This window comes from Clostridium gelidum (assembly GCF_019977655.1).
In the GTDB taxonomy this organism is placed as follows: Bacteria; Bacillota; Clostridia; order Clostridiales; family Clostridiaceae; genus Clostridium; species Clostridium gelidum.
Genome location: NZ_AP024849.1, coordinates 1,071,740 through 1,094,472, shown reverse-complemented (window position 1 = coordinate 1,094,472; position 22,733 = coordinate 1,071,740). Strand labels below are relative to the sequence as shown.

Genomic DNA, 22,733 nt, shown 5'->3' with positions numbered 1-22,733 from the left:
TCTTATCCATACATAGCCACCTTTGAATGAGAATGTCATATTCAAAGTGACTATTTTACTATTTTGCTTTACTTAATGCATTTTTTACAGCTTCAATTATTCCATTGCTACTATATGTAGCTCCAGAAACAGTATCTACTGACCCTGATTGGCTTGAAATAACACTATTAGTTATTTTCCCTATTGCACGGTTGTAATATTGTTGAGTGTCATCATTTGATATAGTTTTTACACTTGTTATCTTTCCATTACTTATAGTGACAGAAATATTAGTTGTTCCTCCAAATCCTGATCCACTTCCTGTATATGTTCCATCTTTATATTGACCCTTGCTACTATTACTTGTATTTGAACTTGTTGAAGGACTTGCACTATTGCTTGTATTCGGATTTGTAGTAGTATTGCTACTTCCTTGTCCTGCAGTTGAAGGTGCACTTTTTTGAGTTTCTACAGGTGGTGGCGTTGTACTTTTTTGATTACTTACTGGCGGTGGCGTTATAGTTTCACTCTTAGCAGCACTATTACTAGAAGTATTACTACTTGAAGGTGAACCAGCAGCTTGATTTAATGCATTTTTAACTGCACCTATTATTCCATTTGAACTAAAAGTAGCTCCTGAAACTGTATCTACTGATGCTGATTGATTTGAAATCATTTTATTTATTATTCCATTTGACGCCTGCTTATAAAACTCTGGAGTATCTCCATTTGATAAAGTTTTTATATTAGTTATTTTTCCATTGGCTATGGTAACAGAAATTTTAGTTGTTGCTCCATCAAAGCCTGTACCAGTTCCTGTATATGTTCCATCCTTATAATTTTGGCCTGTAGTCTTAGCATTATCTGCAGTATTTGAAGTTGCACTTTTTGCACTTTCTGTTGCATTTGGAGTCGCAGACTCAGCAGTTATACTAGTACTATCAGTAGTGTCACTATTTGAATCTGAAATACCTGCTTGACTTAGCGCATCTTTCACAGCACTTATGATTCCTTTAGAACTAAAAGTAGCTCCTGAAACTATATCTACTGATGCTGATTGTCTTGAAAGTATATTTTTTATTATTGTTCCTGATGCTCTATCGAAATATTGACGATCATCCCCATTTGATAAAGTTTCTATATTAGTTATTTTTCCATCAGCTATAGTAACAGAAACTTTAGTTGTTCCTCCGTTAAATCCCTTACCAGTTCCTATATATGTTCCATCTTTATACTTTTGTGAACCATTATTTGAAGTTGCCTCGCTTGAAATTGTACTGTCACTTGAAATCATACCTGATTTAGTTAATGCATCTGCACTAAAATTTGTTATTCCATAAAGTCCTAACATTGTCACCATTGCCATAGTTCCAGCTAGGTTTTCATTTACATCTTGTCCAAGTATATTTGCCTTTGCATTATTTCTAGGACATACTTCTGTACATTTTAAGCAATTTATACAGTCACCACCTCTAGCACCATTTACTTTATAAAGCTTTAATCCCATTGAACAATTTATTGTACAAGCTTTACATTTGCCACAATCATCTTTAGGCTTATTAATTTTTGTTATTCCAAGCCTAGAAATTATTGCAAATACAGCTCCTAAAGGACATAAATATCTACAGAAAAATCTTTCAATAAATGCTGCCCCTATTGTAATTAAAACTAATAGTATAAACCCAATAAGTAGTGTAGAAAAAATAATAGACAAATTAGTTATTTGACCAAAAGCATCCCAAGGACTGGTACTCCCTAAGATATTACTTCCCATTGTCCAAGAAACAATTATTATAAATATTAACACTACATATTTTACATATTTTAATATTGAGTCAACTTTTTCATTTACTCTAAATTTTCCTTTAAATATCTTTTTTGATATGAAATATACTAAATCATTATATGCTCCAAAAGCACATAACCATCCACAAAACCATCTTCCCATTACTATAGTTAAAAGCATAACTGCTATAAATTCAATCAAATTCGGAATTGCTTGTAGAAAATTAAAATTACCTCCACTAATCATTTGGTAAACTGTTTTTAATTCACTAAAAGTTATTGCATACAATCCTGGTAGCAATAAAAATAAAATAAATTGTACAACATGCCTTAATATCTGCGATTTCTTTATTTTCTTAGCCATATCTATTACTCCTTCTCTAAAAACATGATTTTGTTTTTAATTATATTAATGAAAATTCATCATCTGTAAATATTAAAATTTCTTTATCTAAACCAGATGTTTTATATATTTTTTTGTCTTCTGTGATGAATATTGCTTCAATACCATCTATAGCTTCTATAATTTTCATAGCTTTATCTATCCCAATAATGTAAACACCTGTTGATAATCCATCACCATCAATAGAATTATCTGATATAATAGTTGCACTTATAATTTTACTTTTTGATGGGTATCCTGTTTTAGGATCAATTATATGATGAAATCTTTGTCCATCTTTCATAAAATATTTTTCATAATTACCTGATGTAACTACTGATTTGTTTTTAACACTCAATATTCCAATATATTCTCCTCTAGGTTTAATTGGATTTTGAATGCCAACTTTCCAAGGCGTACCATCCTCTTTACTTCCAAGAGCAAATATATTTCCTCCTAAATCAATTAGGGCACTTTTAATGTTATGTTTATAAAATATGTCTCTCACTTCATCAGCTGCAAATCCCTTAGCTATACCGCCAACATCCAAAGCTTGTTTGTTATGTTTTAGCATTATTGAATGACTACTTTCATCTAGAATCACATCATTGTAATTTACAAGTTTCAATGTTTCTTCTATTTGATATTTTTCAGGAATTGCTTCTTCTTTTGTTCCTATGTTCCAAAGTTTTACTAAAGGTCTTATTGTTGGATCAAAAGTTCCCTCTAAGATTTTGCTATACTCCACAGCTTTTTTTACTACGAAATAAGTATCTTTACTTACAGTTTCTGAATTAACCCCGGCTTTAGAAGTTATTTTTGATATCTCACTATCTTCTTTAAATGCTGACATTTTATCATCAATATCATTTAATTTTTCAATTGCTTCTTTAATTGCTCTTTCACCTTTTTTGCCACATACTTTTAAATTTATTATAGTACCAAGAGCATAGCTACTCTTTACTACTTCTGGTTTTTCAAGTTTTCCAGTAGCAAATATAAAAATTAAAATTAAAATTATTATAATTGCGATTATTAATAATTGAATACTTACTGTACTCATAGGCAAATCATACCTCCCAATGCATATGTTTAATGTTCCTAATTTAATGAACTACTTTATTCATTAATTGAATTATAGCAAGTAAGCCTTAATTGTTCCTTAACGTAAGCTGAGAGTTTGCTGAGAAAAATAAAAAAAATTATCTACTTGACCTTTCTTCAATAATCGAGTAGATAAACCTCAGAAATAATTTTCCGAGGTTTTTCTTCACAGAACCGCGCATGCTTACCTCGCACACAGCTCTTGGTAAACTTCCTTCATTATTCATAATAATTATACAAAACTTTAGTTTCTACTTTAGATATATCAAACAGTTTGATTTCATCAAACCAGGCGTTAGGAATTGCCATTAACAAAGGAATGCTAATTTATAATGGTACATTAAAAGCAATATCTACAGGCACACTAAAATAAAATAGCCCACGAAAACAAGTTTTGATATGCTCCCTTTATGGTAGACAGTTAAAATAATAAAACTGTTTCTATAAAGGGGGTATTTTTATGTCAAGAAAAGCAAAGTATTCTTTAATTGAAAAGCTAAAAGCAATTGAAGAATATATATCAGATGAAAAAGGAGCTACTCAAATAATTCATGAACTGTCGATTGACCAATCAACATTCTACGAATGGGTTCGTAAATATAGGCATAATGGATTAGAGCGTTTAAAAGCATCATCAACAAACAAGTATTATTCTGATTCAGTAAAGATTACTGCGGTTAAAGATTATCTTGACGGAAAAGGTTCTTTGAGAAATATATGTGGTATATATAGAATCTCATCTACTTATGTTCTCAGAAATTGGATTAAGAAGTATAATAGTCATAAAACATTTAAATCTCATAATAAGCAAGGGGATAGAATTATGACTAATGGAAGAAAAACTACTTATGAAGAAAGAATTGAGATTGTTGCATTCTGTATTTCGAATAATGATGATTATCAAGCTACTGCTGATAAATTTAAGGTTTCTTATCAACAAGTTTATACATGGGTAAGAAAATACAAAGCTAATGGATATGAAGAGCTAATGGACCGTCGCGGTAAGCGTAAAGAGGCTGATGAGCTTACTGAGTCTGATAAATTATCCGCACAATTAAAACTTATTGAAGCAGAAAATAGACGTTTACAAATGGAGAATGATTTCTTAAAAAAATTGAAGGAAGTAGAAAGAAGGCGATAAACACTAGAATACTCCACGAATATAAATATATTTCTATAAAAGAATTACATGATGAAAATGGCTATTCAATAGCTGATTTATGCAATTTAGCTAGTATTGCACGATCATCTTACTACAAATGGATTAACCGTTCAGAGACTGAATTAGATAAAGAGAATTCGATAATACTAAAAGAAATTGTTAAACTTTATGAAGATGTACATGGCATCTATGGATACCGCCGGATAACAATTAATATAAATCGACGTCTTAATAAACAGTATAATCATAAACGAATTTATAGATTAATGAAGTCTATTAACATGAAATCAGTTATAAGAAAAAAGAGAAAGTCTTATTTGCAAAGTACTCCACAAATCACGGCAGAAAACAAATTAAATAGAGAATTCTATGCAACGAAACCAAATGAAAAATGGTTAACAGATGTTACTGAATTCAAGCTACTTAATGGTCAAAAGGCTTACCTCAGTGCAATATTTGATTTATCAGATAAAAGCATTATTTCTTATGTGGTCGGTCACTCAAATAACAATCAACTTGTTTTTGATACACTTGACTTAGCAGTAATTGCTAATCCGACCGCAAAGCCACTTTTTCATAGTGACAGGGGATTTCAGTATACCAATAGAACTTTTAAGGCTAAACTTGATAAAATCAATGCAACTCAAAGCATGTCACGTGTCAGTAGGTGTATCGACAACGGACCAATGGAAGGTTTTTGGGGAACTCTCAAATGTGAGATGTATTATTTGCAAAAGTTTTATACATATGAAGAATTGAGACAATCAATTGATGACTACATAGTATTTTATAATACAAAAAGGTTACAGAAAAACTTAAAAGGTCTGACTCCAATTGAATATCGAAATCAGACCTTAGCTTCATAATTTTTTATTTTTTCATCTGTCTACTTGACAGGGTGCAGTTCAGTTTTCGTGGGTTTTATGAGATAATTAGGCTAAATCTTTAACATAATTTATCTACATCTTTACTACTTTTAATATAAATGAATACCTCTATAGCTAAACTTAACATTCCTTAGTAATTCAGTACTTTCATAACTTAATTGTTTTAATAATTCTTCATTTATACCACCAGTCTCAAAATTTATTAATACATCCACTTTTTTTATTTATTATAGAAAAATACACCCATTTCGGGTATATTTTCTGAGCTCTGATCGAGATTTTATATTCAGTTTTATAAAGCGTAGTATCTCTAACTAACTCATCTATCATACTATAAAGTTAACCTATGCTACATTTTTTTTCACATCTTCTTCATTTTTCTTTTTTGATTTAAGTATCTTGTAAATGACCCCAAGCGCTATAAACCATACAGGTGTTACAAATAGGGCCACACGAGTTTCATCATTAAGTGCCAATACAACTATTACAAAAGCAAAAAATACTAGAATTATATAGTTTATGATTGGATAAAGTGGCATTTTGAATTTGCTCGAAGATGCAAGCTCAGGATTAGTTTTGCGATATCTTAGATGGCAGATAACTATAATTCCCCAAATGAAGATAAAGCAGAATGTTGATATACTTGTAATTAATACAAATACCCCTTTTGGCATAATATAGTTCAGAATAACTGAAATCAAGATGACAATTGCAGAGAACATTGTAGCATTAGAGGGTACTTGATGAGAAGTTAATTTTTTCATTGACTCAGGTGCATTATTTTCTTTAGCCAGAGAGAAAAGCATACGACTTGTGCTAAAGATCCCGCTATTACAAGCGGATGCAGCTGATGTTAGTACAACGAAATTCACAATACTTGCTGCTGCTACTATTCCCAGTACAGAAAATACCTGTACAAATGGACTTGTATCTGGATTAATTGAATTCCATGGGTATATACTCATAATAACAATAAGTGCTCCAATATAGAAAATAATAATTCTAATTGGAATATTGTTAATAGCCTTTGGAATAACCTGTTCTGGATTTTCAGTTTCACCAGCAGTTAAACCAACTAATTCAATTCCGGCAAAAGCAAATACAACCATTTGGAAGGAAAGGATAAAACCGCTTACTCCATTGGGGAACCAGCCACCATTAATCCAAAGATTTGTAAAGCTAGACACACCAGCATCTGTAGAAAATCCTTTAATAATCATAAATGTACCAATTATTATTAATCCTAAAATCGCAATAATTTTAATTAAGGCAAACCAGAATTCCATTTCACCAAATAACTTTACTGCGGTAAGGTTCATAATTAATAAAATTACAAGAACAAAAAGGCTCGGAACCCATTGAGGTATATTGGGGAACCAGTATTGTATATAAAGTCCAGACGCAGTTAAGTCAGCCATGGCAACTGAAATCCAGCAGAACCAGTAGGTCCATCCAGTAATAAATGCTGCTCCATTTCCTAAATAATCATGTACAAAGTCTACAAAGGAATTGTATTTTAAATTAGAAAGTAATAATTCCCCAAGGGCACGCATAATAAAAAAACAAATTACCCCTGTTATAATATATGAAAATAAAATAGATGGACCTGCCAAGTGAATGGACCTACCTGCACCAAGAAATAATCCAGTACCAATTGCACCTCCAATTGCAAGTAATTGAACATGACGATTTTTCAGTCCCCTAGATAAATTTTGATTTTCCGACATATATATTCCGCCTTTCTAAATGTTACTATTTTTAAATCTGTGTTACTTTTAGTACAATTTTCTAGAGCTATTATTTTATCATTGCGATGTAATTTTCTATTTAAATGATGTCAAATTTAATTAATCTTAAACGTAAGGTAATATATGTCACCTGCTCTTTTACCTGAAATATTTACTTTTTCTGCGTATAGTCATAGCAATAACTCGCCGCTATCTTTATCTAAATTATTAAATTTCACTATTAAATTATTAAATTTTACCGTTATATATTAATGCATATTTAACAAAGTTGCAATATTTTTTTCATTTTAATTAAAATAACAAAGGATATATGTTTTTATAAAGACTATTTTATAAAAATCAATAAATTATTTTCTTTTAAATTACTACAATTTTTTTATATCGTAGAACAAAGTTTTAATTTTACATATTTAGTTTTCTCATCCTCATGGTGTTCCACAATTTCAAATTTAACAAATTGATTTGGATACATTTCTCTAACCTCCTGCCATTTCATTTGAATCAGCTCCTTTATATTAAATACTAGATATTATTCTTAATTTGCATTTCTATTTTATACTATAAGTTCTTATCATCTTTTTATTTTAATTATAATTTACCATATAACTTCTTAAAATAAAAATTTCACTTTGAATAAGTACAAATGACATTTTTTAATCATTATTTTTGGCAAAGATTATTTCCGCTAAAAAATGCATACCCCAACAAAAAATGCACACCACCTAACTCAAAAAAACCTTAGGGGTGTACATTTATTCCATTCAAAGCAAAAAAACTAACTCTAAAAATTAAAAATTTAACCATATATTATTATTCTAAAAACAACAAAAGCCCTTGAAATCAAGGACTTTACATTGTATCACAATTTAAGTGATTATTTGGTGGAGGCGAGGGGTATCGAACCCCTGTCCGAAAGCAGCTGAATTTGCCTTTCTCCGAGTGCAGTCTACGTTTTAAGATTCCCCAAAAGTATCGCCCATAGACAGGCTATACTTCCCGGTAGCTTCATAAATACCCCTCTAGCTCAAAGCTTTGCTAGACTTCGTTTCCTACTTAATGACACCAGTTATCCAAGCCGTAGGCAGCAAGGGCTGATGAGTAGCTTTAAACTAAGCTGCTATTGCAAAATTATCTTCTGCGTTTACATTGTTGCATACTTGATTTGCGAGGATACATGCTTCCCTCGACTCGCTTAACAAACCCTATCCCACCCCCGTCGAAGCCAAGGCGCCCCCAAGTTTAAGATGGTTTAATAACAAATTCATTTTTCAAAGAATGTCATCTTATATTATTTATTCTATATCATTCCCAGTACTATGTCAAATAACACTTTTTTGTAATTTTGGATTTTTTAAATTAAAATTTTTAACTTTAGCCATATTAAAGAAAATAACAAGTCAAAGATGCGACGTATATTTTGCGTAAGATGAAGAAACAATATTAGCTCATAGCAGTGTATTAGCTAATGTTGTTGACAAAGTCTTACATAAAATAGACAAGCATACTGACTTGTTATTTATTTTAATATGCCTCATATTTAATACTTTTGAGATTGTGCATTAGAAGTTCCAGCTAATGCACTCTTATTTTTTTCAATTTGTTGCATAATATTAGTAAATTCATCTTTAGTTAATTTAAATAACTCTATATTTTGCACATTTGGTGCTTCAATTGCTTTTTCAATTGGTGCTGATAAATAACCTCCAGTTAATGAAATATTTATAAGGTTAGTAACACCAATTGCCTTTATATTTATATCATTAAAAGCTACCCCTTTATACAAAATAATTTACTCAAACTTCTCTAATTTAAATTAATTATTAGAAATTTCCTTCTATTATTGAATAACTATTCCAAATTCCTCTAAAATATACAATTTGCCTTTACCTAAGACAGCAATTTACTTTTCTCGCACAAAATTAATAACAGCACCACTAAATACACACACTATTAATACTATTGCCATGACCACAAATCCACTCGTCCCTCGAGAAATTCCATTCAAATAATAAAAAGGAGGAAATAACTTATTAATCCATGAGATAAAAGGAATAAACTTAGAAGCATCTATAAATACTGGACAAAATATTAAGGATCCAATAGTTATGACAGGTAACATGACACAGATATCTGTTCCTGATTTCACAATTAACTTAAGTAAATAAGAAAATCCACACACTAATAAAACATATAATCCCATAGCTATAATTTCTATAGACATATAAGTATAGGTATTAGACAAATAAATTGTTATAATCCCAGATATAGCCATAAGCATTGTTGGTGCTAAAATAGATATAAATCCAATAATGACTTTTGCTTCACTATTAAATGAAGAATATAATCCTATTTTTTCATCCTCAAACCATTTAATTGCACCAAACAAACCTGAAATTAATATCAATACTGATACTATCCCACGAATAGCATAAGTATTAGTTCCATCTTTAATTCCTGCTGAATTCCCCTCATCTGTTTCTATGTATTTATAATCAATAGAAAATGTCTTTTCCGGTGTATTAAACAATTCATAATTTCTAGCAATATTTTCACTATTACTTGCTCCATCCCCTACAACTATATTGTTTTCTTTAGCAAAATCCACAGCAATATTCTTACCATACTCCCCTATAATGCCTGCAAATACCACTTCATCAGAAAGACTTGAAAGAATAGTAGAAGGTGACTCTATACATGTGATACATTTCTTAATTTTATAATTATCTAGCCTGTTTTGAAAATCTAGGGGAAAAATATATGCACATTCAAGCTTTTTAGTTTCTACATCTTCTATCATTTCAGCTTTATTATCATAAATTAAAAACTTAATATAACCGTCCTTATCTTGCAAGTTCTCACAAATAAGTTTAGATAATTGTTCTTCTTCATGATATATTCCAACAATTATTCTCTTCTCTTCCTTTGTATCAACTTTGCTAAACATAGTAATTAATAGTGGTAAAATTATAAGCATACAAATAAAAGCAGGGTTTTTAATAAGCCTTTTAATAAATAACTCAGTAATAATTAAATATCTCATCTATTTCCCCACTTTCTTTATAATAAAGCCTTTAAATTTCATGATGTTATTCTTCAATTCATAAAAAATTCTATTATCAAATTCCCCTATTTTATCTTTAATAGTAACTATAATTACCGTCACCGCATAAATCCCAATTAAAATTCCACAGACTAATAAAAATCCCCTTATATCAAATTCATCCAAAAGTATGTTTCCAATTTGTTTTGATAATATATTAATAAGCATGTATGGTGCTAAACTTTGTATAGCCTTTGGTAAAAATACAGTTGGAATAAACCCTCCTGATATGAAATTCATACCTATGGTAGTAATAAAAAGTATTAATGTGCCTGAAATTTGCGATTCTGAAATAGTAAATATACACACAACAAAACTAACTACACACAATATTATAAACAATATTAAAATATAATCTCTAATTTTGAATATAACAATATCAGTACCTAAATACTTAGCAATTCCAACATATAAACAAAACCCACTAATTGCAATTATCACATATGAAATAAAAACACTTATAATTCTAGTTAGAATAACTATTCCCTTAGAAATCCTATAAGGCTTTAGTTTTTCATAAAAAGCAACATTATTAGGACATAAAGCCTTGGAAAATACCATCCCAAGTAATAACATAAAAAATACTAACCCAGAACAAATGTAATATTCAAGTGGAGTAAGCTCTCCTGCTCCTGAAATCTCCTTGTGATTAAAATAGCTTTCTCTAGCTAATGTATGATCAAAGTATTTAATGTTAATATTATCTTGCAAAGCTTTTGTAATCCTTTGATTATACACCTCTTCATATTCGTAAGTAATTGCATAAATGCCAGCTTGTGCAGATGAAAGACTTTTTGTCCCTCCATCAATTAAATCTTTTATAAGCATGGCTTCAATACTTGACTTATTAGGCAGTAAAACTGTTGCTGGTGTATTAGTCCCATCCATAATATCACGCGCTAAATGTTTAGGTATAATAATAGCTCCATAAGCTTCACCATCTTCAACCATTTTATAAGCAGCTTCTTCATTATTAACTTGAACAAAATTACAATTTTCCTTAACACTTTTCATATCCTTTATTATAGAAATCATAAATTTTTCACTGCTCTCATTCTCTTGCAGTGATACCGCTATATTTACCCTGTTCTTATCCTTTTTCTCATACAAAACCTTACTTGCGGAAAAAGAAATAACCCCTATAATAAAACAAAGAGCCAAGGCCCCTACCACAAGATGTGGTAAAAACCTTAATACTCTTTTAATTTCAATTTTTATTAAGTTTAATAAAAAAATCATATCTTACTTCATATCCTTTAAAAGTATATCCTATTTACCTAAATGCACTAGCTATTTTCATAGCATTTTTTTGCACCTCTTGTACAATCTCATTAAGTTTATTTTTATCTAATTTAAATACTTCTAATTTTTCACCTGCTGGTTCATCAATTCCATTTCCAATTGGTGAGATAGCATATGATCCATCTAGAGAAATATTTATTGGATTAGAATCAATATCAGATTTAATATCGATCTTATCAAAATCTAAGGCTAATTTTTTACTAGACTTATCAAAGTTAGCATTACCATTGCAGCTTGCGGTTAATCCTTGACCTTCAACACTCAAGTCAGCTGAACCATCAAAATCACCACTTTTAGTATTATACTTAGAATTCACATCAATATTAATTGGTTGACTATTTGAGGATAAAACTAACTTCATTTCTTCGTTAATAGTATCATCTTTTGTAGTAGTATTATTGTCTAAATCAATTTTAATTTTTTCTCCATTATTACCCAATTCCATAGACATATCAATAATATCCCCTATATTATCTTTGCCTTTAAATTCACTTGAATATTTAACATCTACTTTATTTTTATTTCCATCATCAATAGATGTATTAGCTTCTATACTCACTGCGCGACCTTTTTTATCAATATATATAGTTGTCTTAACATCATCAAAAGTAACCGAACTTTCCAACTTATCCCTACCAGTTTTCATTTCTTTATATAAATCATCTACCATTGCTTCTGGACTGTTATATTTTTTATTTTGTTGCATATATGAATATTTTACTTGCTCAGTAATTGCCTTTTTTATATCTTCATCTTGCAATAAATAATCGTAACCACTTTCAATAAAGGTTTTGACATCTTGACCTGAAATTACAACATCATAACCAGTGCATTCTTGATTAACTCCGCCAATTTCCATATTTTTAGTTTCTTTAAATTTTTCTACCTTTATATTTTTTCCAATTGTTGATAATTTTTCTGCATTATCTATTAAATAACCTTTTATAATATTATCACAGAATTCCTTATCTAAAATCTTATTACCATCATCCCCGAAAACTTTAAATGAAATTTCTTGATTAGGTAATTTCTTATTTTGAGCAAACAAAGAATTGTTATATTGATCTTGAATATTTTCAGTATCACAAGTAAACCATGAATTGTAAAGTTCTGGCACAGATAACATTAGCTTTTTATTATCAGTATAAAATTGAGCTTTAGCAATGCTTGTACCTTTATATTCTCCGCCAACATTAATCATAAGTTTTTTATTCTTTTTATCAATAGAAGAATCTATGCTTATACCAGCACCCTTTGCTTGCGCTAATTCTTTTAAATTTGTAGAGTTAAGAGTAAATTTCATATTTTGATTTACTCCCTTTTCTTCTAAATTCTTTAAGTAATCTTTTCCAGCTATTTTATCAGTAATTGTTTCTTTGTTTTTTAATTCTTCGCTTGTTGCTTTAAGTGCTTTTAATACCTTTACTTTAGGATTGCTATTTACTACTGCATAAACTCCTCCGCTTGATAATACAACAATTAAAGCTACAACAATCAAAACAATAATAAGCTTATTTTTCTTAGTTTTTGATATTTTTAAATTTTCATCATTAAAATTATTACCTTCTGTAAAGTTGTTTTCCGTGTTAACACTGTTCTCTTCATTAAAGTTATTTTCTTCATCCATTTTTTATTTACCCCTTTTTTATAATTTATTAACTAAAGCTTCTATACTTGAATTTGAATCAACTTCTGAAAGTTTTCCATCTTTCATAATTAATAGACGATTGCAAAGCGCAATTTCATCTTCTTCATGAGTGGTCATAACTATAGTTCCATTCTGCTTCAAATAATGTGATAAATATTGCCTAATTTCTTTTTTGCATACCAAATCTAAGGCAGCACTAAGCTCATCCAAAATAAGAATAGGTGGGTCATTAGCTAAGGCTGCTGCAATACTAACTCGCCTTTTCATACCTCCTGAAAGCTTACGTACAGCTATTTTCTTCACTTCATCCAGACCAAGCATAGCTGGCACGCCATCAAAAAAATCCTTTTTCAAATCTTTTTTTGAATTAGAATACCAAAGCTTAAGATTATCATTTACAGAGAGCTCTTCAATTAAAGGGTTTTCTTGTGGCACATATCCAATATAATCAGTAAATATACTTTTATTTTTAGTAGAATCCATGCCATTATAAAAAATCCTCCCACCATTGCTCTTTTTAGTTCCAGCCATGATAGAAAGGAGAGTAGATTTACCACATCCATTAGCCCCTAATATTCCCACACATTGCCCTTTTTTCACTGAAAAACTTATGTCTTCGAGTACATGCTTTTTATATTTTTTTCTAATACCATCAACAACAATCAAATTAAACACTCCAATTAATTATATGAATACTAAAACTCATTTCGCTATATTATACTATATTTTTCTATTTCTTTCAAATTCATATCATTTTTTACAATTCCAAACAATATACTTTTATTAATTTTAATAGCAACCACTTATAAATTCAATTTAACCTAATCTTATTATTCTAAAATTCAACTTTTACTTTATTTCCATTGCAATCATTGTACAATCATCCTGTAATATTCCAACCTCTAATATAGTATCATTTAAAAACTCATCAATATAATTCTTGAATTCATGTATACTAATTTGTTCCATATATTTTTGTATAATTTTATCTTCATCCAATATAAAATCTAAGCCATCAGTAAAAAATATAATTTTATCACCATGTTCAAAAGAAATTATCTGTTCACAGTATTCACTATTCTCAAACATTCCCAGAAAAATTCCTTCGGCAATTTTTTCTTCTACTTTTCCATCTTTCTTTTGAAAAATAAATTGATTTACTCCTGCTCCAACTACTTTAAGTTCATTTTTATTGAAATTCATGCTAAAACAGCATACAGCAATATAATTTTCATCATAATAATTAACCAGTTTTTTATTTAAATTCTTAACTATATTCATTGGCTCATGAGTAAGCGCAATTTCTTGAAGAAACAAAACATCAAAAGCTGATATATTAAGAGCTGCTGATATTCCTTTTCCCCTAACATCTACAATTATTCCTATAATCAACTCTTCATTTATTTCATAGATACGATAGAAATCACCACTAACTGTATTTGAAGGTATATATACTGTTTCAATATTAATAAATTTTCTTGCTGGGAAATCCAGTTGAAGAGTTTTTCTTTGAAATTCTGCAGCTTTATTTAATTCTTTCCTAATATCAGTTATGTCACGCAGAACTCCTATAATTGATGGTTTCCCTTTATATGATATGTAGCTATGTGATATTTGCAAAATAGCTACTTTTTTATTAGATAGAATAAATTCATACTCTGAAATATCCTTCACCTTTTCATTTAGTATTATATTTCTAAATCTTTTATGCAACGACTTTATATACTTTTCTTGAAAAAGCTTATACACATTTATTCCTCTAAGCTTTTCATAGCTTAAATCAAGTAAATTACATGCTTCTATATTTCCTAAAACAATTATGTTATCCACAATTATAACTACTGCATCTGGCATACTGTTAATAACTTGTTTATATCTGTCTTCATTTTCTTTAAGCATTTTATGAAGAATTCTTTTTTCTGTAACATCTCGTAATCTTTCTACAATATATAGTATTTCTCCATCATCATCTAATACCGGATTATAACATACATCCATAAATTTATTTAATTCCGGAATATACTTTTCTATTGTAATCATTTGCTTAGTTTCCATAACCTCTTCAAATGAACAATCTATACATTTTTCTTCTCTAGACAAAACTTCATAACACATCTTACCATTTACTTCTTTAGGCGTTTTATTATAAAAATTATAACCAGCTTCATTAAAAAAAGCTATTGTATAATCTGGATTATATACTTTTATCACATCAGGAATTCCCTTTATAATTCCAACGATATTTTTTTCTATCTTTTTATTTTTAGTAACATCAATAGCAATAATTAAAATATGTTTCTTTTTATTCTGTATGAATAGAAATATATTTGCTTCAACATAAACATATTTTCCATATTTTGATTTTAATATCATCTCAACTTTATCACATCTTTTATAAATCAAATTTCTATATAACTCTAAAACAGTTCCTTTTTTATCAAAAATAAAAACATCTGAAGGTATTACGTCAATAAAATTCTCTTTTGAATATTCTAAGCAACTACAAACCTTACTATTAACATCTATAAAGCACTTTGGTACAAATAATTCATCAACCTCTATAAGAAATGATAATTCATTTATTTTATCCCAAATATCTTTATAATTATTTATATCAAACTTTATACTTTTATCTAACATTTCTGATTCTTGTTTGTCTTTATACATAATCCTAATTATCCTTTCAATCTGAATTTCTCGAATATAAAAATCCAGATAATTTTTATAAGCACCCAAAAAAAATAGTTGTCCAAAATGCAAAATCTAGCATATTGGACCACTATTTTTTACTATTGCAATTTATGGATGTATTTCAAATACTTTATCCATTCTTGTAAGTTTAAATAATTTTTCAACATCTGGCTTTAAAGACTTTAATTTAACACTTCCATCCTTTTCAGCACATTTTTTATAAATTGATACCAAAGCTCCAAGTCCAGTACTATCTATAAAATCACATTGGCTAAAATTAAAAATAAAGTTTCTATTTCCTTCTTCAATTAGCTTATTTATTTGTATTCTAAATGTTGCTACTTCATCAACAACAAAATTTGTAGGTATATTAATCATAATATCCTTTTCCATTAATTGTCACCTCATATTATAAATTTTTCTACAAGTCTAGTTAATTCTTCTGCCATAGCACTTGTTTCTTGTGCTGTAGCTGTGAAATTATTTATTACACTTGCTTGCTCTTCTGTTGCCGCAGATACATTTTCACTATTTGCAGTATTACTTTCTGTTATTGTAGCTATCTCATTAATTAATTTAACAACCTTATCTGATGATGCAACTTCGTCACCAGTAATATCAAGTATCTCATTAACATGTTTAACTATATTCTCTATAGCATTCATTATGTCAACAAATGCTTTATCTGTTTCTGATACTACTTTTACCCCATTATCAACTTCAGTTTTTGACACTTCCATTGAATTTACAGCATTGTTGGTTTGTTTAGTCATTTCACTAACTAATTCAGCTATTTCTTTCGCTCTATCATTAGTTTCTTCAGACAATGTTTTTACTTCCTCAGCTACAACACTAAAGCCCTTACCATGTTCTCCTGCTCTGGCGGCTTCTATAGAAGCATTTAATGCCAAAAGGCTTGTTTGACCTGCAATATCATTTATGGTATTTACTATTCCATCTACCTTCGTAGATAATGCAGCTAATGATTTAAGTGCTTTTTCAGTTTCATCACTTCCACTACTAATAACCTTTATTGCATGTACAGTTTCTTCTACTTTTCCTCTTCCAAATTCAGCTACACTCATTGTATTAGTTGCATCTGTACTTGTTGCTTTAGCCCTATTTTGTGCAAGTTGCACAAGGCTTGATAATTGGACTAATACTCCTGAAATATCTACTATAGATTCATTTTGTTTTTCTGCATCTAGTGCTACTTGAGCTATAGTTGCACTTATTTCTTCAGTAGTTGCGCTTATCTCTTCAGATGAAGCTGCCATTTCTTCTGAAGCTGCAGTTAACTGTTCTGAAGAATTCACTACATTTTTAACTATTTCATCTTGATGCTTTATCATATTATTAAAAGATCTTCCAAGTTCTCCAATTTCATCTTTTCTAGTTGCATCACTCTTAACAGTTAAATCTCCTTCACCTGCAAGTTTCATCAGTTTTTCTAGTTTATTTATAGGTTCAACTATTCCTTTTGTTGAGTATACATATGCGCATAACATTGCAATAATTATAGATATTAATAAAATAATAATAGTGTATGTTCTTATGCTTATTGCTGATGACATGTAATCATCATAATCTGCTGTAGCTCCAATCACCCAATTATCAGCAGATTGCAAAACAACATATTTTTCTACATTGTCATAATTATAAAATCCATCAATAGCTTGGCCATCTTTCACTTGACCTATCATAGCCTTTAAATCATCAATTGCATTTTCCTTTAAGACTTTCCCTTCGTCAGGATGATAAACAAATAGTCCGTTTTTATCAGTAATAAATGCATATCCTGTTTGACCAACTTTAATTTTTGATGCATAGTTTGAAATGGCGCTAAAATTTATACTTCCAACTAATGTTCCAATAATCTTATCTCCGTCTTTAAGTGGATAAGCTATGGAAATGCCAAGCTTTCCTGTAGTTCTAGAAATTAATGCTTCACTAATAGCTTCTTTTCCACTAATTGCCGTTTTAACATACTCTCTATCACTTAAATTTATATCAGGTTCTTTCGTTTGATTGTTAATAATTTCTTTACCTGTTGTATCAGTAATAATCAATGCTTCCATGTAATCTTTATTCTTTTCTTGTACATTTTTTATATATGTATATACTTTATCCACATTTTCTGAACTTAAATTTTCAACTGCATTTTTAATGTCTCCATTAAGACTTGTCACTTCTAAAGTGCTTTTTACTGATTTAATTCTATCGTCAATCAAATTTGCAGTTCCAGAAGTCTGCGCCTTTAACTCTTTCTGCACAGAAGCTTGTATAGCTTTGTTAGACATTTGATATGATACATATCCTAAAATAGACATTGGAATAGTAATTACACAAAAAAAAGTAATAATTAATTTAATTTTTAAAGATATTTTCATTATTTTGCCTCCAGTTTTCTTAAATTACCCAATTTGTATTTTTTATTTTATTTATGAAATTCGTTTTTTCATAATTATAGAATTGCCTTTAAAACTCACCTCATCAGTATAGCAATTTATAATATATAACCCTCTCCCATTTTCATCAAAAATATTACTATTATTAATTTCCTTATTTATTTCTAATCCCTCAATTCCAACTCCACAATCAGTTACTGTTAACGTTAAATTACTTTTATCTATACGCCATTCAACATATATCGGCTTATTTTTATCACTCTTATTTCCATGAATAAACGCATTATTTAGGGCCTCAGATATAATTAATTTTATTTCAAAATGTTGATTTTTCAAATTAAAACTCTCTATTATATTATCCATTTTATTATTTATATTGTCTGTTCCATAAAACACCATCTTACCCTTGTAATCCTTCATAAGTAAAATCACCCCATCAATGAAATCAATTGTAATTGTTATATAATATATTTTATGTGAAAATAATTCCTTTTACATTATTACACTTTTAAAATTATTTTTCAACAAATTAAATAATTATTAACAAATAAGTATTTAAATAGCATTATAAATAAATTACTATACTGTTCTTTGTACCAAATATATAAATTATTTTAATTTCTATATTCCAAAACAAAAAATAACTGCTTAAAGATAAATTGAAATCATCTTTAAACAGTTACTTATAAACGTATAAATCAAACTTTAATATGCCTAATTAAGCAGTGGCAGTAACGCTTTCGCCTTCATCTTCATTACTCTCACCTACTATTAGCCTTACTAACTTTTCTCCATGTGGAAGACAAAATTGTATAAATGGTCCGATTGCTAACATCGATATTATTGTACCAATACCAATAGTTCCACCTAATAAAAATCCTATAATTAAGTATCCAGCATCCAATGTTATTCTAATCCAACGATATTGAATTTTTATTTTATCTTGTATTAAAAATGGAACAATATCATTTGGTGCAACCCCTACATTTGTAGCTGATAAAACTGAAAATCCTACTGCAATTATAAAACAACCGAATACAACCAATAATGCTCTTATAACATAATTATAAGATTCAATTGGAAAATATGAAACTACCTTTACGCATAAGTCTATTATTGGACCTACTCCAATAACACATATTAATGTTCCTATATTTACTCGTTTTCTTTCCACTAAAAGTATTATTGCAAACAGCACCACTAAAATGATCATATTAGCAACTCCTGTTGTTACTTGGGGAGAACCTGCTATCCATTTTACTAAAAAAAATTCCTTTAAGCTTGTCTTATCTAATGTTGTCGCTAATCCTTGAGTAAAAACAGTAAAAGTATCTGATCCTATATTAGTTTTTAAAAAGAGTGCAACTCCAAATTGAATTATACTCATCCCTACAAAAAATAAAATTAGTCTTTTTATTAAATTTATTGCTTTATTCATTGTTCTATCTTCCTTTGCTTCGTATTTTTCTGCAAATTTCACTTATATAAACCTTTTCTTTATTTAATCTATATCACAATTTCTCGTTTTATACACGTAGAATTTAATTATATAATTGTTTAATTCACTATAATATTTGATTGTTAATAGGTATTCTACATTATTCTTATAATATTGTCAAAGAAAAAAGTCAAATTCATTCAAAATAATTCAATTATAGTCACGTAAAATATTAATTTATAAAAAAATGGACATTTGTTCAAGCAGTTCAGATAAGTAAAACTCATAGTCTTCACTTAAATACTCCTACAAACAAATGTCCATTATATTTTTTATTTTATAAAAGGCAGATAACTACTAAGTCATAAAATATTTTAAAACTATAAATTATTGAATTACAGCAAATATCTTATTTTGCTTGTAAATATTCATCTATAGCTTTTGCTGCTTTTTTACCAGCTCCCATAGCTAAGATTACTGTTGCTGCACCTGTAACTGCATCTCCACCAGCATAAACTGCTTCTTTAGTAGTAAGCCCAGTTTCTTCTTCTGCTACTATACATCTTCTCTTATTAATTTCTAATCCTTCTGTTGTTGAAGAAATTAATGGATTTGGTGATGTTCCAAGAGACATTATTACAGTATCTAAATCCATAACAAATTCTGATCCTGCAATTTCAACTGGACTTCTTCTTCCAGATGCATCTGGTTCTCCAAGTTCCATCCTAATGCACTTCATCCCTTTAACCCATCCCTTTTCATCTACTAATATTTCACTTGGATTAGTTAAAACATCAAATATTACGCCTTCTTGCATAGCATGATGAACCTCTTCAATTCTTGCTGGAAGTTCAGATTCGCCTCTTCTATAAACAATATGACTTTCAGCTCCAAGTCTTAGTGCAGTTCTTGCTGCATCCATAGCAACATTTCCTCCACCAACTACTGCAACTTTATTTCCAGCTCTAACTGGAGTTTCATATCCGTCTACAGCTGCTTTCATTAAATTTACTCTTGTTAAGAATTCATTTGCAGAAGATACTCCATTAGCATTTTCTCCTGGTATTCCCATAAATCTTGGAAGACCTGCTCCTGAACCTATAAATACAGCTTTAAATCCTTCTTCTTCAAATAATTCATCTATAGTTATTGTTCTTCCGATAATAACATTAGTCTCAATTTTAACACCAAGTTTCTTAATGTTTTCAACTTCAATTTTAACTACTTTTTCTTTTGGAAGTCTAAATTCTGGAATACCATATACTAAAACTCCACCTTCTTTATGAAGAGCTTCAAATATAGTAACTTCATATCCCTTTTTAGCTAAATCTCCAGCACAAGTAAGTCCCGCTGGACCACTTCCTACTACTGCAACTTTAATTCCATTTTTAGGTTCTGTTGCACTTAAATCAACCTTATGTTCTGCTGCCCAGTCTGCTGTAAATCTTTCAAGCTTACCTATAGATACTGAGTCGCCCTTTATACCTAAAACACATCTTCCTTCACATTGCTTTTCTTGTGGACAAACTCTTCCACAGACAGCTGGAAGTGCACTATATTTTGCAATTTCTTTTGCTGCATCTTCAAATTTTTCATCTTTAACATGTGCAATAAATCCAGGAATGTTAATTGATACTGGACATCCATCTACACATTTAGGGTTTTTACAATTCAAACATCTTGCAGCTTCTTTTGTAGCTTCTTCTTCATTATATCCCAAACAAACTTCTTCAAAGTTTGTAGCTCTCACCTTTGGGTCTTGTTCTCTTACTGGTATTCTAACTAATCTTTCATTCATATCCATTATTTATTACCTCCACAACCGCAGCTACCATTACTATGGGTATTTCCTTCTTCTGCTTTTAATTGACATTTTCCTTCTTCAGTCTTATATAACCCTTGTCTTCTCATTGCTTCATCGTAATTTACTAAATGTCCATCAAATTCTGGTCCATCAACACAAGCAAATTTAATTTCTCCACCAATAGTTACTCTACATGCTCCACACATTCCAGTACCATCAACCATAATTGAATTTAAACTTACTGTAGTTGGAATATTTAATTCCTTAGTTAACATAGAAGTAAATTTCATCATTATCATTGGTCCAATAATAATAGCATGATCATACTTTTTACCTTGATTATTAACCAAGTCTTTTAACATATCAGAACCTGTTCCTTTAAATCCATAGCTACCATCATCTGTTGTAACATAAAGATTCCCAGAAACTGCTTTTAAATCTTCTTCATATATTAATAAATCTTTATTTCTACTTCCGAGTATAACATCTACATCTATTCCTTGTTCATGTAGCCATTTTACTTGTGGATAAACTGGTGCTGCACCAACTCCACCTGCAATAAATAGTAGTTTCTTTTTCTTTAATTCTTCTATATCTTCATGTATTAGCTCACTTGGTTGTCCAAGAGGTCCAACAAAATCGGCTACTTCTTGGCCAACTTCAAATGAAGCTAATTGCTTTGTACCCTTTCCAACAGTTTGGAAAACTATTGCAACGGTTCCCTTTTCTTTATCATAGTCTGCTATTGTTAGTGGAATTCTTTCACCCTTTTCATCATTCTTTATAATAATAAATTGACCAGGTTTTGCAGACTTTGCTATTCTTGGAGCTTCTATATCCATTAAGAATATATTATCTGTAAGTTCCTTTTTGCTAATTATTTTATACATGTAATAGCACCCCTTTTTAGTATGTTTAATTTTATACTTTCTCCTTCTAGTTTACACCATTATTCTGAATTTTTGAAATACTTTCTAAGATTTTTTATTAATTTTATGTTTTTTTGAAACTTTTTTCTCATACAGCCTTGCTATTTTTAATTATATTTTAAAAAACAAACAAATAAGTGGTAAATAACTTACAAAATGTAAATTGTTTTACCACTTATCTAAATTTCTTATTATTAATTTTTATATATTTTGCAAAAGCAATTCTTCATTCCAAATTTAAAAAATTCCGTAAAAAAGTGATAGTTGAAATTTTACATTTCATCCTTCGAACTTTCTCTTTGAGCTTCATCCACAATTGTCAATTGCAACATATATAAACAATATTATTCTATTACATTCTTTATG

At 29.4% G+C, this 22,733-nt stretch carries 18 protein-coding genes and 1 other RNA gene; 2 read left to right on the top strand and 17 right to left on the bottom strand.

Going from position 1 to position 22,733, the window contains the following annotated elements; translation table 11 throughout:
• Positions 1-58 precede the first annotated feature (58 nt).
• Both psyc5s11_RS05070 and psyc5s11_RS05065 read right to left on the bottom strand, forming a co-directional pair.
• Entirely contained in the window at positions 59-2,128 is a 2,070-nt protein-coding gene (locus tag psyc5s11_RS05070) for an FMN-binding protein (RefSeq protein WP_224036547.1), read from the bottom strand.
• A 40-nt stretch (positions 2,129-2,168) separates the two neighbouring features.
• Positions 2,169-3,209, bottom strand: coding sequence for an FAD:protein FMN transferase (locus psyc5s11_RS05065; protein WP_224036546.1), 1,041 nt, complete (start codon positions 3,207-3,209; stop codon positions 2,169-2,171).
• A gap of 501 nt (positions 3,210-3,710) precedes the next feature.
• Here psyc5s11_RS05065 and psyc5s11_RS05060 point away from each other — a divergent pair.
• Positions 3,711-4,391, top strand: a complete 681-nt coding sequence (locus tag psyc5s11_RS05060; RefSeq protein WP_224036545.1) for a helix-turn-helix domain-containing protein — start codon at positions 3,711-3,713, stop codon at positions 4,389-4,391.
• Positions 4,364-5,278 carry an IS3 family transposase gene (locus psyc5s11_RS05055; protein WP_311196438.1) on the top strand — a complete coding sequence of 305 codons (915 nt, stop codon included), beginning with the start codon at positions 4,364-4,366 and terminating at the stop codon, positions 5,276-5,278. The genes psyc5s11_RS05060 and psyc5s11_RS05055 overlap by 28 nt, the downstream gene beginning before the upstream one ends.
• 110 nt (positions 5,279-5,388) lie before the next feature.
• Here psyc5s11_RS05055 and psyc5s11_RS27810 read toward each other — a convergent pair whose 3' ends face one another.
• From psyc5s11_RS27810 to psyc5s11_RS04985, 15 genes are all read right to left on the bottom strand, one after another.
• Positions 5,389-5,514 carry a hypothetical protein gene (locus psyc5s11_RS27810; protein ID WP_258712427.1) on the bottom strand — a complete coding sequence of 42 codons (126 nt, stop codon included), beginning with the start codon at positions 5,512-5,514 and terminating at the stop codon, positions 5,389-5,391.
• Positions 5,515-5,643: 129 nt separating this feature from the next.
• The gene (locus psyc5s11_RS05050) at positions 5,644-7,026 is read right to left on the bottom strand and encodes an amino acid permease (protein ID WP_224036544.1); all 1,383 of its coding nucleotides are present in this window, start codon (positions 7,024-7,026) and stop codon (positions 5,644-5,646) included.
• 900 nt (positions 7,027-7,926) lie between these two features.
• Positions 7,927-8,282: a transfer-messenger RNA gene (gene ssrA / locus psyc5s11_RS05045) on the bottom strand.
• A 302-nt stretch (positions 8,283-8,584) separates the two neighbouring features.
• Positions 8,585-8,830, bottom strand: a complete 246-nt coding sequence (locus tag psyc5s11_RS05040) for a hypothetical protein (protein ID WP_224036543.1) — start codon at positions 8,828-8,830, stop codon at positions 8,585-8,587.
• Positions 8,831-8,947: 117 nt separating this feature from the next.
• A complete protein-coding gene (locus psyc5s11_RS05035) occupies positions 8,948-10,087 on the bottom strand; it encodes an ABC transporter permease (RefSeq protein ID WP_224036542.1) in 1,140 nt (379 codons plus the stop codon).
• Positions 10,088-11,386: an ABC transporter permease gene (locus psyc5s11_RS05030; RefSeq protein ID WP_224036541.1), complete on the bottom strand. Its 1,299-nt coding sequence runs from the start codon at positions 11,384-11,386 to the stop codon at positions 10,088-10,090.
• Between the two features lie 34 nt (positions 11,387-11,420).
• Positions 11,421-13,076, bottom strand: a complete 1,656-nt coding sequence (locus tag psyc5s11_RS05025) for a hypothetical protein (protein ID WP_224036540.1) — start codon at positions 13,074-13,076, stop codon at positions 11,421-11,423.
• An 18-nt stretch (positions 13,077-13,094) separates the two neighbouring features.
• Positions 13,095-13,772: an ABC transporter ATP-binding protein gene (locus psyc5s11_RS05020; protein WP_224036539.1), complete on the bottom strand. Its 678-nt coding sequence runs from the start codon at positions 13,770-13,772 to the stop codon at positions 13,095-13,097.
• Between the two features lie 174 nt (positions 13,773-13,946).
• Positions 13,947-15,764 carry a PAS domain S-box protein gene (locus tag psyc5s11_RS05015; protein ID WP_224036538.1) on the bottom strand — a complete coding sequence of 606 codons (1,818 nt, stop codon included), beginning with the start codon at positions 15,762-15,764 and terminating at the stop codon, positions 13,947-13,949.
• Between the two features lie 132 nt (positions 15,765-15,896).
• On the bottom strand, positions 15,897-16,181 hold the full coding sequence (locus psyc5s11_RS05010) for an STAS domain-containing protein (protein WP_224036537.1): 285 nt from the start codon (positions 16,179-16,181) through the stop codon (positions 15,897-15,899).
• Positions 16,182-16,192: 11 nt separating this feature from the next.
• Positions 16,193-18,178, bottom strand: coding sequence for a methyl-accepting chemotaxis protein (locus psyc5s11_RS05005; RefSeq protein WP_224036536.1), 1,986 nt, complete (start codon positions 18,176-18,178; stop codon positions 16,193-16,195).
• Between the two features lie 51 nt (positions 18,179-18,229).
• Positions 18,230-18,616 carry an ATP-binding protein gene (locus psyc5s11_RS05000; protein ID WP_224036535.1) on the bottom strand — a complete coding sequence of 129 codons (387 nt, stop codon included), beginning with the start codon at positions 18,614-18,616 and terminating at the stop codon, positions 18,230-18,232.
• 298 nt (positions 18,617-18,914) lie between these two features.
• Positions 18,915-19,634, bottom strand: a complete 720-nt coding sequence (locus psyc5s11_RS04995) for a YczE/YyaS/YitT family protein (RefSeq protein ID WP_224036534.1) — start codon at positions 19,632-19,634, stop codon at positions 18,915-18,917.
• A 409-nt stretch (positions 19,635-20,043) separates the two neighbouring features.
• The gene (gene gltA / locus psyc5s11_RS04990; protein WP_224036533.1) at positions 20,044-21,438 is read right to left on the bottom strand and encodes an NADPH-dependent glutamate synthase; all 1,395 of its coding nucleotides are present in this window, start codon (positions 21,436-21,438) and stop codon (positions 20,044-20,046) included.
• Complete coding sequence (locus psyc5s11_RS04985; RefSeq protein ID WP_224036532.1) at positions 21,438-22,328, bottom strand: sulfide/dihydroorotate dehydrogenase-like FAD/NAD-binding protein; 891 nt, start codon at positions 22,326-22,328, stop codon at positions 21,438-21,440. The genes gltA and psyc5s11_RS04985 overlap by 1 nt, the downstream gene beginning before the upstream one ends.
• Between the last annotated feature and the right edge of the window lie 405 nt (positions 22,329-22,733).